The organism is Senegalimassilia faecalis, assembly GCF_004135645.1.
In the GTDB taxonomy this organism is placed as follows: Bacteria; Actinomycetota; Coriobacteriia; order Coriobacteriales; family Eggerthellaceae; genus Senegalimassilia; species Senegalimassilia faecalis.
In genome coordinates, this window is sequence record NZ_SDPW01000001.1 from 1,562,883 (window position 1) to 1,578,392 (window position 15,510).

The 15,510-nt window shown below is 63.9% G+C and carries 11 protein-coding genes; 9 read left to right on the top strand and 2 right to left on the bottom strand.

The window, feature by feature from the left end:
- The first annotated feature begins 404 nt into the window (after positions 1-404).
- A complete protein-coding gene (locus ET524_RS06605; RefSeq protein WP_129424289.1) occupies positions 405-1,721 on the top strand; it encodes a glycosyltransferase family 2 protein in 1,317 nt (438 codons plus the stop codon).
- A gap of 90 nt (positions 1,722-1,811) precedes the next feature.
- On the opposite strand, the gene ET524_RS06610 is transcribed toward ET524_RS06605, so the two are convergent.
- Complete coding sequence (locus ET524_RS06610) at positions 1,812-2,618, bottom strand: ComF family protein (protein ID WP_201738704.1); 807 nt, start codon at positions 2,616-2,618, stop codon at positions 1,812-1,814.
- A 351-nt stretch (positions 2,619-2,969) separates the two neighbouring features.
- Between ET524_RS06610 and ET524_RS06615 the strand changes: the two genes are divergently transcribed.
- Together ET524_RS06615 and larB are read left to right on the top strand one after the other, a co-directional pair.
- Complete coding sequence (locus ET524_RS06615; RefSeq protein WP_129424291.1) at positions 2,970-3,989, top strand: substrate-binding periplasmic protein; 1,020 nt, start codon at positions 2,970-2,972, stop codon at positions 3,987-3,989.
- Between the two features lie 194 nt (positions 3,990-4,183).
- A complete protein-coding gene (larB, locus tag ET524_RS06620) occupies positions 4,184-5,551 on the top strand; it encodes a nickel pincer cofactor biosynthesis protein LarB (protein WP_129424293.1) in 1,368 nt (455 codons plus the stop codon).
- A gap of 123 nt (positions 5,552-5,674) precedes the next feature.
- Here larB and ET524_RS06625 read toward each other — a convergent pair whose 3' ends face one another.
- Entirely contained in the window at positions 5,675-8,674 is a 3,000-nt protein-coding gene (locus ET524_RS06625) for an insulinase family protein (protein WP_129424295.1), read from the bottom strand.
- A 191-nt stretch (positions 8,675-8,865) separates the two neighbouring features.
- On the opposite strand from ET524_RS06625, the gene ET524_RS06630 reads away from it, so the two are divergent.
- From ET524_RS06630 to mrdA, 6 genes are all read left to right on the top strand, one after another.
- On the top strand, positions 8,866-9,264 hold the full coding sequence (locus tag ET524_RS06630; protein ID WP_129424297.1) for an SURF2 Surfeit locus protein 2: 399 nt from the start codon (positions 8,866-8,868) through the stop codon (positions 9,262-9,264).
- A gap of 24 nt (positions 9,265-9,288) precedes the next feature.
- The gene (locus ET524_RS06635) at positions 9,289-10,440 is read left to right on the top strand and encodes a histone-lysine N-methyltransferase (RefSeq protein ID WP_129424299.1); all 1,152 of its coding nucleotides are present in this window, start codon (positions 9,289-9,291) and stop codon (positions 10,438-10,440) included.
- A 219-nt stretch (positions 10,441-10,659) separates the two neighbouring features.
- Positions 10,660-11,706, top strand: a complete 1,047-nt coding sequence (gene mreB / locus ET524_RS06640; protein ID WP_374047757.1) for a rod shape-determining protein — start codon at positions 10,660-10,662, stop codon at positions 11,704-11,706.
- Positions 11,707-11,721: 15 nt separating this feature from the next.
- Positions 11,722-12,810: a rod shape-determining protein MreC gene (mreC, locus tag ET524_RS06645; RefSeq protein ID WP_129424301.1), complete on the top strand. Its 1,089-nt coding sequence runs from the start codon at positions 11,722-11,724 to the stop codon at positions 12,808-12,810.
- Between the two features lie 3 nt (positions 12,811-12,813).
- Positions 12,814-13,338 carry a rod shape-determining protein MreD gene (mreD, locus tag ET524_RS06650; protein WP_129424303.1) on the top strand — a complete coding sequence of 175 codons (525 nt, stop codon included), beginning with the start codon at positions 12,814-12,816 and terminating at the stop codon, positions 13,336-13,338.
- Between the two features lie 9 nt (positions 13,339-13,347).
- On the top strand, positions 13,348-15,510 hold the full coding sequence (gene mrdA, locus ET524_RS06655; RefSeq protein WP_129424305.1) for a penicillin-binding protein 2: 2,163 nt from the start codon (positions 13,348-13,350) through the stop codon (positions 15,508-15,510).

The window sequence follows — 15,510 nt, forward strand, 5'->3', positions numbered from 1 at the left end:
GTCTCAACACCGTTTCTACTGCGTGTCCCGAAGCACTTTCGGGCCATGGTTGCTCGCGCCGCATAGGGCTTGGCTTCCCGGGCATGCGCGCAGTTGCCATAGCCGCCCGTCGCCTGACGGCTGGCGGAGAATGTGGAGAGCGTGTGCGCAAGAGGTGTGCAAACCCGACAATTCGCGCCGCGCTGGCCATGCAAAAGTGGCAAACACGCACAGATGCAGGACAAATGCGAATTCGGTCGCTATAATTCTACAAGTTTGAAACGTTCCGCCTACAGCATGAACCCGAAACGCAATCAGCGCGCGGGACGTTCCCGGCTTCCCTGCGCAAGTATCGGAGGCGGGAAAGCGCCATCAGGGCGCATAGGTCGGCCGCGAAGCGAGTGCGGCCCGTAAAAGGAGCAAAGGTGCTAGATCAGTTCTTCTCGCAGGTTTCGTTTGTTGACATATTCAACTTCTGCGTGTTTCTTGCATTCACCATCTGCTATACGTACCAGCTGTACTACGTGTTCGTGGTGCTAACCCACAAACCCAAACAGCTGGTAGCGAAAAAGAACCACAAGTTCGCCGTGGTCATCAGCGCGCGCAACGAAAGCGCCGTCATCGGGCAGCTTATCCACTCCATCAAGGTGCAGAACTACCCGTCCGAGCTCATCGACGTGTTCGTTATCGCCGACAACTGCACGGACAACACGGCCGATGTGGCTCGCGAAGCTGGCGCTACGGTGTTCCCGCGCTTCAACTCCGAGCAGGTGGGCAAGGGCTACGCGCTTGATTACGGCTTCAACGTCATTCTCGGCCAGTATGCCGACCGCGGCTACGAGGCCTACTTTGTGTTCGACGCCGATAACGTGCTTGACGTGAACTATTTCCGCGAAATGAACAAGACGTTCGACAACGGCGCCGTGGCCTCCACCAGCTACCGCAACTCCAAAAACTACGACAGCAACTGGATTTCCGCAGGTTATGCCGTGTGGTTCCTGCGCGAGGCGAAGTTCCTCAACCAGGCGCGCCTGACATTGAACACCAGCTGCGCCATCTCGGGCACCGGCTTTTTCATCTCGGCGAAGGTCATCGAGCGCAACGGCGGTTGGAAGTGGCATCTGCTTACCGAGGACATCGAGTTCTCGGCGAACTCCATCTTGGAAGGCGAGCGCATCAGCTACACGCCCACGGCCATCCTCTACGACGAGCAGCCCATCACGTTCCGCGATTCGTGGAACCAGCGCTTCCGCTGGGCGAAGGGCTTCTACCAGGTGTTTTGGCACTACGGCGCGCGCCTGGCGAAAGGCATCGTCACCAACCCGAAGGGCAGCCGCTTCGCGTGCTACGACATGCTCATGACCATTGCGCCCGGCATGCTGCTGACCATCATCAGCGTCACGTTCAACGCCATCATCATCGCGCTGGCTGCGGCGGGCATGATGTCGACGGGCGTCATGGTGGCCTCGTCGGTGTCGTCGATTTGCTTCTGCCTGATGAACTACCTGGTGTTCATGTTCATGTTCGGCGTACTTACCACGTTCGTGGAATGGGACTCCATCCACTCCACCACGGCGAAGAAGATTCGCTACATGTTCACGTTCCCGTTCTTTATGCTGACGTACGTGCCCATTGCACTGGTGGCGTTGGTGAAGAAGTGCAACTGGAAGCCCATTAAGCACTCCATCAACGTTGATGTGCAGGAGTTCGCGCAAAGCGAGTCGCGTCGCGAGCGCGCGTAAGGGCGTGTGCGTAGGGAAAATCGCAAACAACGAAGTGCAAACGAAAGGCGGTCTGCGGGCCGCCTTTCTTGCGTAGGGGATGGCGGCTCCTCACACCCGCGCGAACACGAGGCAGTGGAGCGTTTGGGCGCCGGCTGCGCGTAAGGCGTCGCAGGCGGCGGACATGGTGGAGCCCGTGGTGCACACGTCGTCGACAAGCAGCGCGTGCGGCGGCACCGTTGCGCCTTCGATGACGCGGAAGCGGCCGCTCAAGTTGCCGATGCGCCCTTTGCGCCCGAGGGTGCGCTGGTCAAGCGTGCGCGGTGGCGCAAGCAGGCCGACGCGGCGCAGGCCAAGCGCGCAGGCTACCTCGCGCGAAAGCTCGTCGACGTGGTCGAATCCGCGCCGGCGCTTCGCGGCGCCGCTGGCGGGGATGGGCACGCACACGGGCGCGTCAGTCAGCCAGCCGGGCGGAACCTGTGGCGCCATCAGGCACGCCATCTCGCGGGCAAGGCGCCGCTCGCCGCCGTCTTTCCAGCTGCGCACGATGCGCGCGGCCGCGTCGTCGTAGGTGACGGCGGCGGTCATGCCGTCGAACGCAGGGCGCCTGCGCCCGATGGCAGCCAGCATCACCTCGTTGCACTCGCAGCACTGCAGCCGTCCGAACGGCGCGCCGCAACGCGGGCAGGCGCGCCACCAATCCACGTAGCGAAGCGCGGTGCGGCAGTGCTCGCACAGCGGCTCGCCGGGCGCGTCGCACACGGCGCAGCGCGTCGGCCACACGGTTTCGGCCAACGCCTCGGCGGCGCCAAGCCCGTACAGGGCGATCGTGTTCGCTATGTTCGCGGCAATGGTCATGCCCTCAAGCGTATCAGCCCCACCTTGCGCACCTTTTGCGCACATCGCTCCCGCGAACACGCGAAACCTTGCCCGCGCGCACGCCCCCTGCAGATTCTGCGCATGCTTGTGCCGGCCGGGCGCGCATCTGCTAAACTACTTACCACTTCTTTCGAGTCTGTAGTTGCGGGCCCTCGGGGCCCTAGTCCATGGCAGATGCGGTCAAAAGGATCCACGTAAGCCGCGCGGCCCGGCCGCCGACGAGCATGGCGTATCCTAGAGGTAAGACGCACCTTCCGTTTATACGAGCGACATACCGTCGCGACGGAGGAGAGGGCGGCGCGAAAGCTAAACCCCGGTGCGCGAGTGTGGGGTCAAAAACTAGGTCAGTCGAAAGAAGCCTTTTCAAGAACTAGATGGAGGAAGTTCGGTATGAAGCATTTCAAGCGCTTTGCGGCATGTTGCGCTGCGGTTGCGTGCGCGGCGGCCATGTTGCTTACGGCTGCGGGTTGCCAGCAGCAGCAGGAGCCCTATTCTCCCCCCGAGGCAACGCCGCAGGTCAGCAAGCCAACCATCGCGCAAGAGGGCGTGCTGCGCGTGGGCGTGAACGCCAGCAACGCGCCGCTGGCCGGGCAGCCTTCCTCTTCCACGAAAATCGTCGGCATCGATGTTGACATGGCGGCGGCGCTGGCCGATCAGCTGGGCCTGAAGCTTGAAGTCACCGATGTGGGAACCGAGGCAGCTTCTGCGTTGTCGTCGGGCAAGGTTGACCTGGTCATGGGCGTCAGCAAGGCCGATTCGTCCGCCACGTTCTGGACGTCGGACACGTACCTGCCCACGGCGGTTGCCCTGTTCGCGCAGTCGTCGAACTCCACGGTGCCCACGAACACCGCGGCCACGAAAATTGCCGCGCAGGTGTCGTCGAACAGCGCCTGGGCCGTGACGAACGAGTACGACGACAGCACCATCACCACCACCGACGACCTGAAGAGCGCGTTCTCCTCCTTGCAGTCGGGCCAGGTGCAGTATGTGGCCGCCGATGCCGTGGTGGGCACGTACGTGGCGAACAACGCTGGCATGGATGTGCACATGGTGGCGCTCATGCAGTCCGTCGGCGGGTACTCCGTGGGCGTGCTTGACGGAAACACCCAGCTCAAGCAGGCCGTTTCGAATGCACTTTCCGCACTGAACAGCAATGGCGTGGCTGCGGTCATTCAGAAGAAGTGGCTAGGCCAGAAAATGGACCTATCCAGCATTAAGCTGACGGCGGGCGCGCTTTCTTCAAGCGATAGCGAATCCGACAGCAAGGATTCCGGCAAGTCCGATACCGCTGCCGACACGGCAACCACCACCGACCCCGTTGCCGCGGCGCTTGCCGCCACCACGGCCGGCCGGAATTCCTCCAGCACGGCTGCCAGCGATTCGGCAACTACTACGACTTCCACGAACTAGCGGCAGGGCGCCAAGCGGCAACCTGCAATCACGCGGCCCTTGCGTACTTCGCAGGGGCCGCTTTGCGTTTGGGCGCGCTATTGCGTAGCGAATTCGTGTACGCTGGCGAACGCGCCTTGACCTGAAGCCAGCTTCAGGTTGTGTAATATTCACGAAAGCATAGTGAAGCGATTGATGATAGGGAAGGGAACGGCTTGGACGAACGGCGGATGCGCGAAATGCTTGAACGCGTGGCGGCAGGCGAGCTTACGCCTGAATTGGCGGAAGGAATGCTTGCGGGGCAGGGCTTCACCGACTTGGATTTTGCGAAGGTTGATACGCAGCGTGCGGCGCGCACGGGCGCAGGCGAGGTGGTGTACGGCGCAGGCAAAACGGCCGAGCAAATCGCCAAGATTTGCCGCGCGCTTGCTGCGGCTGGTCAGCTATGCGTGCTGGTAACGCGGCTTGACGCAGAAAAAGCCCGCGAAGTTGATTGCCTTCTGGCGCAAGCCGATGACGAAGCGCCCGCCGGCCTTGCATTCGAGTATCGTCCCATTCCTAAGCTGGGCATTTACGGTGCCATTCCCGCGCCTGCGCGCGCAAGCTACGTTGCCGTGGCGTGCGCCGGCACCAGTGACCTTTACTGCGCCGAAGAGGCGGCCGTCACGGCCGAGGTGCTTGGCTCGCGCGTGGTGCGCCTGTACGACGTGGGCGTAGCCGGCATTCACCGGCTGCTTGCGCATGCGGACGACCTTGCGGGCGCCGCGGCCATCGTGGCAGTGGCCGGCATGGAGGGCGCGCTTGCAAGCGTGGTGGGCGGCATGGCGAAATGTCCGGTCATCGCGGTGCCCACATCGGTGGGCTACGGCGCCAGCTTCAACGGGCTGGCCGCGCTTCTGGCCATGCTGAACTCGTGCGCCTCGGGCGTTTCCGTTGTGAACATCGACAACGGTTTCGGGGCGGGCTATCAGGCTCATATGATCGAATCGGCGTGCGGAGTCGCGCGCGAAGAAAGGGGCGGCGCCATGAACACGCTGCGTTGGAATTTGTCGGAGAACGCCACGCGCGCTCAACTTCTGGGTGACACGCTGTTGCAGTTACCGGAAGGTGCGCGCGAACAGCTTGAGCAGGCGGCGGCCGCCGCGGGCGTGCCCGAGCGGCACCACCACAATATCGGCGAAGTGCTGGCCACCATCGATACGCTGGCCGTAAGCGACCGCGTGAAGGCCGACTTGCGAGCGGTGTACACCATCCTGGCTGAGGCCGAGGCCGCGGCGCACGGTTGCGCGGTTGGCGAAACGCACTTCCATGAGGTGGGAGACGGCGCGCGCATCCGCAACACGTTGCTGCTGTGTCTGGCCATCGAGCAGGCAAACCCGCAGCGTATTGTGGCAACGCCGGCGCAAACGGGCGAAGGCACGGTGATGTGCGCTCACGGCGAGCTGGCCATTCCCGCGCCGGCCACGGCGGCCATCATCGCGCGCGGCATCCCCACGGCCACCCGCAAACTACCCGGTGAACGCATGACCCCCACCAGCGCCGCCATCATCCTGCACTTCGTGGACGAGTTCGCGGGGGAATAGCGGAAGCAAGCTCAACGAACCCCCCCCCCGCACGCAAAAGCGCCCCGCATTCCGTTCGGGAATGCGGGGCGCTTGCTATCTCGCCTCATCCAGCTTGTCAACCAGCTTCGCCAGTCGAACTCGTTACTCGTTCAGCAAATCCACCACGTGCAGGTCGGCCTTGGCGCTCTCGATGATGTCTTTGTTGCCGAACACGCACAGGGCGCCCTTCGCCAGCACGCCTTCGATGGTGCCGGCCAGCTGGTGCAGCTGCTCGGGCGTGGTGTCGATCATCTGCTGGCGCGTCTCGGGGCGCGCCTCGGGGCTGCGGCGGCTGAAGAAATCGCCGTCCTGGCGGCGCACCAGCATGCGCGCCTTCAGCGGCGTGTCGAACCCGGCCACGGTGCTGACGATGTAGCCGTCCATCTCCTCGCGCGTGGGCTCGAACGCCGCCAGCCATGCGGGCGTAGCGTTCATGCGCGCAAGCGTCTCGTCGAGGTGCGGGTCGCGGTACGAATAGAAGCGCACGGTGCCCGAGCGCACAGCCTGGAACCCGGCGCCGTACGCGCCTCCCTTCACGCGCACCTCGTTCCACAGGTAGTCGTACGACAGCACGCGCGACGCGATCTGCCACGCGCCCGTGTACGGCGCGCCGAGCGCGCGGCGGTCGTAGCCGCAGGCCACGTAGCACACGTCGGTGGGCACGATGAACGCCTCGTTGAGCACCTTCGGCTCGGGAACCGCAAGCGCGGCCGCCGGGCGCTCGCTTTCGGGCGCGCAAATGTCCGCGCACTCCCAGAAGCGGTCGAACTCGGCATCGCCGCCGGCAAACGACATGGTAAGGTTTTCGGCGCCAAACAGCTTGTGCGACACTTCACCCAGGCGTTTCACCAGATCATCGGCTCGTTCGTCGAAATGCTCCAGCAAATCTTTCAGGAACTGGTAGAAGCCCACGCCGCCAAGCTGCTGGCGCACCACGCTTGTCGGCAGGAAGTACGACGTCAGGCGCGCCATGGCTGCCGAGTGCCCCGCGTTCGCGAAGCTTTGCTCCATGCCGATGCGGCGCTGCTTGAGCGCGTCGCGGATCTTGCCCGTGTCAGTAAACTGCGTGGACGCCAGAATCTCGCCCGGCAGCTTCGCCAGCCACTCGATGTTCTCCGCCAGCGCTGACGCGCCCGCCACGAACACGGGACGGAACGTGGCCGGGTCGGCTTCGTCTTCGTAAATCTCGCAGAACACCGAGAAGTTGCCCAGCTTGCCGTTCGTGAGCGTGTCGATCTCGGACGCAGTGTGCGAACCCGTGGCCAGCTTGCCCAGCACGATGCTCAGCACGGCCGCGTACGGCAGGTCTTCGAACGCAAGCGCGCTCATGTCGAAGTAGCGGTAGGCGTACGCCAACCCGCGCGTGGGCAGCGTATGACGAATGCACGGCACCGGCGTTCCCTCCACCAGGCCATATGCGGGTTCCACGGGCGCCGGGCCAATGTCGGCCACCGTCAGCTGCGGCAGCGTTGCCAGCGCCTCAGGCGAATCGGGCGTCTCCTGCAGGCGGCGCAGTTCGGCCACCTCGGCCTCAATGCGCGCGAAATCCTCGGGCGCAAAGCCCTCGGCCACGGCTGCCAGGCGCGCGGCCTCGCCGTCGTCGGCCTGCTTGACCGGGACCACTTCCACCTCGGCCATGTGGCGGCTTTCCAAAAACACGCTGCGGATAAGCTCCTCGAAATACCCCTGGTCAAGCGCGCGGCGCAGGTAAGCGAAGTCGTCCTCGTAGCGCAGGTACGTGGTAGCCAGCGCATCGTCGTACAGCCACCCGCACAGCGCCGACATGGTCAGCGCAACGCCGTCTGCCACGCCGAAGTCGCGCTCGCGCATGACGAACTCGGCGCGCGACAACGACGCCTCCACCAGCGCATGGTCAAGCCCGCCCGCGGCCAGGCGCGAAAGCTCGTCGTTCACCACGGTGCGGAACCGCTTGCGTGCGTCTTCGCCCAGCCCGCGCAGCTGGATGACCGCGAACGGCTGCTGCACGGAATCGGCCAGGTAAGCTTGCACGTCGCCGGCCAGGCCCGCATCCAGAAGCGCGCGCTTCAGCGGCGCCTCGTTGCTGCCGGCGATGGCGTCAAGCAGGATGTCGCAGGCCACGATGCGCGTGCGCTCGCGCACGTGCCCGATAACGTAGCCCAGCCCCATGCAGGCGTTTTCCGGCGCGGTTGCCATGGTGCGGCGAACGCCCAGCGCGCACACGGGCGCCTGCTCGGGCAACGTGCGCGGTTCAAGCGGCGCCAGTCCGGCCGCCGCGCGCTCGGCAGCGCGTTTCGCCTGTTCAGCAGCCACCGGCGTCAGGTAGCGCTCGTCCAAAAACGCCAGCATACGGTTCAAATCCACGTTGCCGTACAGCGTTAGGTAGCTGTTGTCCAGGCGGTAGTGGCGCTCGTGCTCTTCCAGGTAGTGCTCGTAGGTTAGCGTGGGGATAGCCTCGGGCGTGCCGCCGGACTCGAACGCATACGGCGTGTCGGGGAACAGGCTTGCCTGCAGCTGGTCGTACAGCACGCTGGACGCATCGGACAGCGCGCCTTTCATCTCGTTGTACACCACGCCGTTGTACGTAAGCTGCGGCCGCGCCGCCGCCTCGGCGCCGGTTCCTTCGCTATCTGCGCCCGCTTCGCCTTCGCCAGCCTCATCGGCCGCCACCAGCTCGTAGTGCCAGCCTTCCTGCTCGAACACCTGGCGCTTGCGGTAGATATCGGGGTGCAGCACGGCGTCCATGTACACGTCGGCCAGGTTCATGAGGTCCTGGTCGTTCGTGGACGCGACGGGGTATAGCGTTTTGTCGCCGAACGTCATGGCGTTTAAAAACGTTTGCATGCTGGTTTTCAGCAGGTTGACGAACGGCTCTTTGACCGGGAATTTCTCCGATCCGCACAGTACGGAATGCTCCAGGATGTGAAACACCCCCGTGTCGTCGGCCGGCGGCGTGCGAAACGCGATGGAGAATGCCTTGTTGTCGTCGGCGTTTTGCAGGTACAGCAGCTTCGCGCCGCTGACGTTGTGCAAAAGCGTGTACGCCGTGCCGTCGATTTCGGGCAGCGGCTCGGCCGTGAGCACGGTAAACCCGTGCAGGTTCTGTCCTTGGACCAGGTCCATGAAGACCGCCTTTCTTACTAATGTATGGCGTTGTTGCATGGCGCTATTGTCGCACAACGGCCGCGCCCCGCGCCGCGCGTTGCCGGCGCTCCGTGGTTTTTCTCGCGCACGCGCGGGCCCGGCGCGGCTATCCGATATAATCAGCGGGTAAACGCAGACGGCAAGCAAGCAAAGCAAGGCAGGAGGCCCCCGTGGCGGACGACAAGCGCTTTTCCCACATCACGGTGAATGCCGGCGAAGACGATGACGTGGTCATTCAGGCAGGCGCGTACGCCACAACGCCCCAGGTGCAGGCCGAAGCTGTCGAAGAAATGCCTGCTGACCAGGCGCAATGGAAAGCCGAAGCGCCGTCTGGCGAAAGCGAGCCCGTTTACGAGCCCGAGCCGGAACCCGCGTCTGAGCCCGCGAGTGCTTTCGAGTCCAAGCCCGCAGCGCCCCAGCACGCCGCTCGCCCGGCCGACGACTACAACGAGCAAACGCTCGAGGACCTGGAAGCCGGCCCCATGTCGGGCATGCAGAAGGCCGTGCTTGCCGGCGTGGCCATCATCATCGTGGCGGCCATCGTGTACTTCACGTGCTTCATGCACTAGTTGCAGCAATAGGAAGGTGAGACCATGTCTAAACACAGCTTCAACGTAGCCCGTGGCGCTCGCAAAGAACAACCTGATCAAGATACGTCGCTTGGCCTGACCGAGGCGTTCGCGCCCATCGGTGCCGGTGGCAGCTTCGCCGACAACGGCACGGTCGATGGCGACACGAACCTGGGCCTGACCGAAGCGTTCGCGCCCGTGCCCGCCAGCCACGGCGCGCACGCGGGCGGTTTCAAGTACCAGGGCGACACCAGCGAAGACTACGCCGACCCGGTGGAAAGCTTAGAGCCGCGCGACGAGCCCGTGTTCGGCGACGAGATTCCCGCTCCCGCGCCCGACCCCGTGCACGTGCGCGGCAAGCACGGCCGCGTGGCCGCGGTGGTGGAAGAGCATCCGCACCTGAAGAAGTCGCGCCGCGTGCGCAAGGTGCTGGTGGTCATTGTGGTGCTGCTAATCGCGCTCATCTGCGCGCTGGGCTATTACGCCTGGCAGCTGGCTAACGAGTCCAGCCGCGCCATGGTGCAGCAAACCCAGGCGCAGCAGCAGTCCACCGACGTGGGCAACCTGTCGCAGGATAATTCCGGCAAGGACGCCGCGTCGGCCACGGCGAAGAAAACCGAGGTGCCCAACCTGGCCAGCGTGCTGGGCATGACGCAGGACCAGGCCGTTGAGCAGCTGAAACACGGCGCTACCGTCACGTCCAGCAAAGACGTGAACGAAGAGGGCAACGCCGTGAAGAAAAGCGTCACCATCGCGCTGACCACCGAGCCCGCCGATACGCGTTCCGGCACGCCCAGCGTGTACCTGGGCTTGAACGAGGACGGCAAGATCATCCAGGCGGGCTATTCCGCGGCCACCGCGTCGCTGGGATACGGGTCGCTCAGCTTCGCCGATGCGGTGAAGAACGAGCACGTGGTGGAAAAGACGCTGCGCGACGCGGGCGTGCCCGTGGTCGATGGCGCGGCCACGCTGCCCACCGACAAGACGGCGTACTCCACGTACGCCACCGACGGCACCACGCTGGTGAAGGAGAACTGCTCGTTCAGCGGCCAGGTGGACATCAACGGCGCGTCGCACGACTGGTCAAGCGTGCTGCTGTACGACTACAGCACAGCCAACGCCTCCGGCAACCTAGCCGACACCATCCGCATCATCTACATCTACGTGAACGCCTAACCGCGCAAACGCAGTAAAAGGTGAACGTGCTTGAAAGAGCGCTTGTGACCGCACGGTTGCGAGCGCTCTTGCTGTTGCTTGGCGCACATATCGCGGGGAAAATGCTTAATGCGTGTCCCTGATGGATTTCCTTGCGCATGTGATGAGGGCGCAAATGCCCTGTGCTAGAATCGGGTTTCACTAGAAACGTAGCACAAGGGGTTTGCCTAAATGTCATTCTTGGATTTTTTCTCGGGGCTCACTGGCCAGATGTCGTGTGACATGGCCATTGACCTTGGCACCGCGAATACCCTGGTCGCCATCCCGGGCGAGGGCATTGTGGTCAACGAGCCTTCCGTTGTGGCTATCGAGAAAAGCACGCATCGCGTGTTGGCCGTCGGCCACGAAGCCAAGAACATGATCAACCATACGCCCGACGCATTTTCCGCCGAGCATCCGCTGCATGACGGCGTGGTGGCCGATTACGACGTCACCGAGGCCATGATCAGCGCATTCATCAACAAGGCCGCGCCGCGCAAGTACCCGTGGCAGGCCAAGCCGCGCATCGTCATCTGCATTCCGTGCGGCGCAACCTCCGTGGAGAAGCGCGCCGTGTTCGAAGCGGCCGTGCAGGCGGGCGCGCGCCAAGCATACCTGATCGAGGAACCCATGGCCGCCGCCATGGGCGCCGACCTGCCCGTCACCGAGCCTACCGGCTCCATGGTGGTGGACATCGGCGGCGGCACCACCGAGGTGGCCGTCATCTCGCTTGGCGGCATCGTCACGTCTTCCAGCCTGCGCTTGGCCGGCAACCGCATGGACGAGGCCATCGCCATGCACCTGCGCGACCTTCTGGGCATCAAGATCGGCGAGCGTACGGCCGAGATCATCAAAATCAAAATCGGCTCCATCCTGCCGTTCGAGGACGGCCGCGAACGTGACATGATCATCTCCGGTCAGGACGTCATCACCGAGCAGCCCAAGGAAGTCACCATCCAGTCCGAGGACGTGCGCCAGGCGCTTATCGCCCCGTGCGAGGAAATGGTGGTGCACATCAAGGAAACGTTCAAGAAAACGAACCCTGACCTGGCCTCCGACATCATCCAGAACGGCATCCTGCTTACGGGCGGCGGCGGACTTCTTTCCGGTTTGGACCGCTACCTTACCGACAAGCTGGAAATTCCCGTGTGGGTAAGCGAAACGGCGCTGACGAACGTGGTTATGGGTTGCCTGAAGGTTCTTGAGACCCCGCAGGCGCTCAAGCAGACGCTCATGCGCTCGAAATAGGACAAGCCTTAGGTTATGGCACTCAATTTTCAACAACAAGGCTCGGCGCTTATGCGCCGAGTTCTGCTCATTGGGCTTATCGTCGCATCCGTCGTCATGATGACGGTGTACGGGCGCGAAGGCGAAACCGGCCCGCTGCACACGCTGCAGTCGGCCGTGTCCGGCGCGGTCAGCCCGCTGCGCATCGTGGGCGGCTCCATCGAGTCGGCCACTTCCACGGTCGGCGACACGGTGGACAACATCACGGCCGATCAAAGCACGCTTTCGGGCTTGCGCGAATACAACGAGCAGCTGGTGCAGCAGTATTCCCAAATGGAAGAGTACAAGCAGGAAGCGCAGCGTCTGCAGAAGCTGCTTGACCTGAAAGACACGTACCAGATCGAAGGCACGGGCGCGCGCGTCATCGGGCGCAGCTCCGAGGCCTGGAGCCAGACGGTCATCATCAACAAGGGCTCGGACGACGGCGTTTCCACTGGTCAGACGGTTCTGGGCACGTCGGGCGTTGTAGGGCAGATCGTGTCCACGTCCTCGCACACGGCAACGGTGCGCCTGCTGACCGACCCGCAGTCGGGCGCGGCGGCCATGGTGCAGTCAAGCCGCGCGGAGGGCATCTTGCGCGGCAGCCTGGTGGGCCTTCTGTACCTGGAAGACCTTGACGCCGACGCTGAGGTGAACGTGGGAGACGTCGTTGTCACGTCGGGCCTTGGCGGCAGCTATGCGCGCGGGCTTATCATCGGCACGGTGGTGAAGGTGGACGCGCAGCAGGGCGACACGTCGCGCCGCGCCGTGGTTTCGCCGAACGACGCCATCTCCACGCTTGAGGACGTGCTGGTGGTTTCCAGCGTAGGCGCATCGGCCGATGACGACGATTCCTCGTCCTCTTCCGCCTCAAGCGCGTCGGGCGCAAGCAGCTCGTCGACTTCCGGCTCGGGCAGCTCCGCATCGACCGGCACGTCTTCGGGCTCGAACGCCAGCTCGTCGTCGAGTGGCGCCACTAGCTCGAACTCAAGCAACGCATCCGCATCTTCTGGCAACTCGAACAATTCAAACGGGTCGAACAACTCGACGAACGCGAATGCAACGTCAAGCGAAGGGGGGCGCTAACCTATGGCAGAGAAGAACAACTTCGTGCTAGTCATCGGCGCCATCGTGGCCTTCGTGCTGCAGATCGCCCTGGCCCCCGCCATCGCGCTGTTCTCCGCGCAGCCGAACTTTCTTCTGGCGTACGCCATCGTGGTGGCCATCGTTATCCCGAACGAGGCGGGCCCGGTGCTGCCGTTTGTCATGGGCCTGCTGTACGACCTGACGGGCACGGGCCCGGTCGGCGGCATGGCGCTTCTGCTGGTCATCGCATGCTTCATCGCCTCGCGCGTGTTCTCGCTTATGGACAACGACACGCTGTTCATGCCGCTTGCCATTTTCGTGGCCTGCGCGCTTTTGGCCGAGTTGGCCTATGGCATGCTGCTTATGGCGTGCGGCTTGGCGGCAAACCCTGTGGAAGCCCTGGTCACGCGCGCGCTGCCGTGCGCGCTGTACGATTGCGCCGTGGGGCTAGTGCTGTACTTCGTGATGGTGCGCCTTCTGGCGGGCGGTACCCAGGACCGCGGGTTGCGCACGCCGAAGCTTCGCTAAGGAGGCGGCATGCTTTCAGCAATCATCGCCGCTATCATCGCGCTTATCGTCGTTGCCGCCATTTTGGTGGTGCTGTACGTGGTGTTGCGCGGCCGCAAAACCGAAAACGTCAGCGTGAAGCGCGATGTGCGCTCCATTCAATCGGTGGGCGTGAAATCGTCGCTGCCCGATTCGCACCGCGTTCCTGCCGGCGGCGTGGCGCGCGGCGCATCGCCCGCTCAACCGGTGGCGAATCCTGCCGACAGCCTGAAATCTCGTTTCGTGGCTGTGGGCATTTTGGCGGGCGCTATCTTCGGCACGCTTGCCACGAAGCTGTGGAGCATGCAGGTGCTTTCCGGCGACGCATTCAAGCGCGAATCGGAAGATAACCAATACACCACCGTGTACACGCCGGCCCCGCGCGGCTACATCCTTGACGCCGACGGCAACGCCATCGTGAAAAACCGCACGTCGCTGACGGTGCTTGCCGACCCCGACGTGGCCGACGACCACGATGTGGTGGCGCGCCTGTCCACGGTGCTTGGCGTGCCCGACGGCATCGTGCGCAAGCGCATCAAGGACTCCACTTCCGGCGCGCAAAGCCAGCGCGTGGTGGCAAGCGACGCCAGCATGCGCAACGTGGCGTTCATCGCCGAGCACGCCGACGCGTTCCCGGGCATCACCGTGCAAACGCGCACGGTGCGCGATTACCCGCACGGCGCGCTGGCGGCGCACGCGGTGGGCTACACGGGCAGCGTCACGGCCGACGACGTGGCCAGCGTGGCCGAAGGCCGCGATTTGGAGCTGGGCGATGCGGTAGGCAGAAGCGGCGTCGAGCAGATGTACGACAACCTGCTTGCCGGCGACCACGGCGAGCGCAAGGTCATGGCCGACGCGCAGGGCAACGTGGTGGAAGTGGTCAGCGAAACGCAGCCTGTCAAGGGATCGGACGTGTACCTGACGCTGAAGTCGTCGGTGCAGTACGCTGCCGACAAAGCGCTTGCGGACACTATTTGCCCTGATGGCGGGGCTATTGGCTCGGGCAAAGGCACGGGCGGCGCCGTGGTGGTCATGGACGTCACCGACGGCAGCATCATCGCGCTTTCCAGCTATCCCACGTTCACGCCTTCCACGTTCGTCGGCGGCATCACGCAGGACGAGCTTGACTTGCTGCAATCAACCGAGGCGTTCAGCCCGCTGCTCAACCGAGCTGTGCAGGGCACGTACCCGGCCGCATCCACGTACAAGGCCTTCACCGGCCTGGCCGCGCTTGAAAACGGCATGGCAACGGCCGACGAAACGTGGACGTGCACGGGCGAGTGGGACGGCTTCAATTCCGGCGATGTGCAGAAATGCTGGAAGGAAGGCGGCCACGGCACGCTTGATCTGCGCGGCGGCATCGTGAACTCGTGCGACGTCGTGTTCTACGACATCGGCTACAAGTTCTGGGACGCCGGCGCGAACAAGGGCAAGTCGGCCACGCTTCTGCAGGACTTCCTGAAGAAGTATCGCCTTGACCAAACCACCGGCATCGACCTGTCCGGCGAAGCGGCCGGCCGCATTCCCACGCCCGAGTGGAAGGCCGGATACTTCCGCGACACGCCCGAGGACGCGCAGTGGAAGGGCGGCGACTACACGAACATGTGCATCGGCCAGGGCTACGTGCTGGTCACGCCGCTTGAGATTGCCGTAGGCTATGGCGCCCTGGCGTCGGGCAACATCGTCAAGCCTCACCTGCTCAAAGAGGTGCGCAACGCCGCGGGCGACGTGGCGTTGACGTATCAGTCGCAGGTGGTTGACACGCCGGACGTGTCCATGAGCGACCTGGCCGTCATCCGCAACGCGCTGCGCGGCGTCACCACCGACACCGAAAGCATCGCGAAGCTTTTCAACGAGCAGGGCATCGATCCCGAAACCGTGGCCTGCAAAACGGGCACGGCAGAATATACGGATATGGAAGATACGGCGTGGTTCGCCTGCTACGCGCCCTACGACAACCCGAAGTACGTGGCGGCGTGCCTGGTTGAGCATGGCGGCGGCGGTTCGGCGGTTGCCGGTCCCATTGCCGCGAAGGTCATGGCGGCTGCGCTTGCGTCCGATTCCGCATCGGGTGATGTGGGAACCATCGAAGGTTCGTCGGGCCGTTCGCTGGAAGGCGCCGGCAAAAGCACGTCAGGCGGACGTTCGGACTAA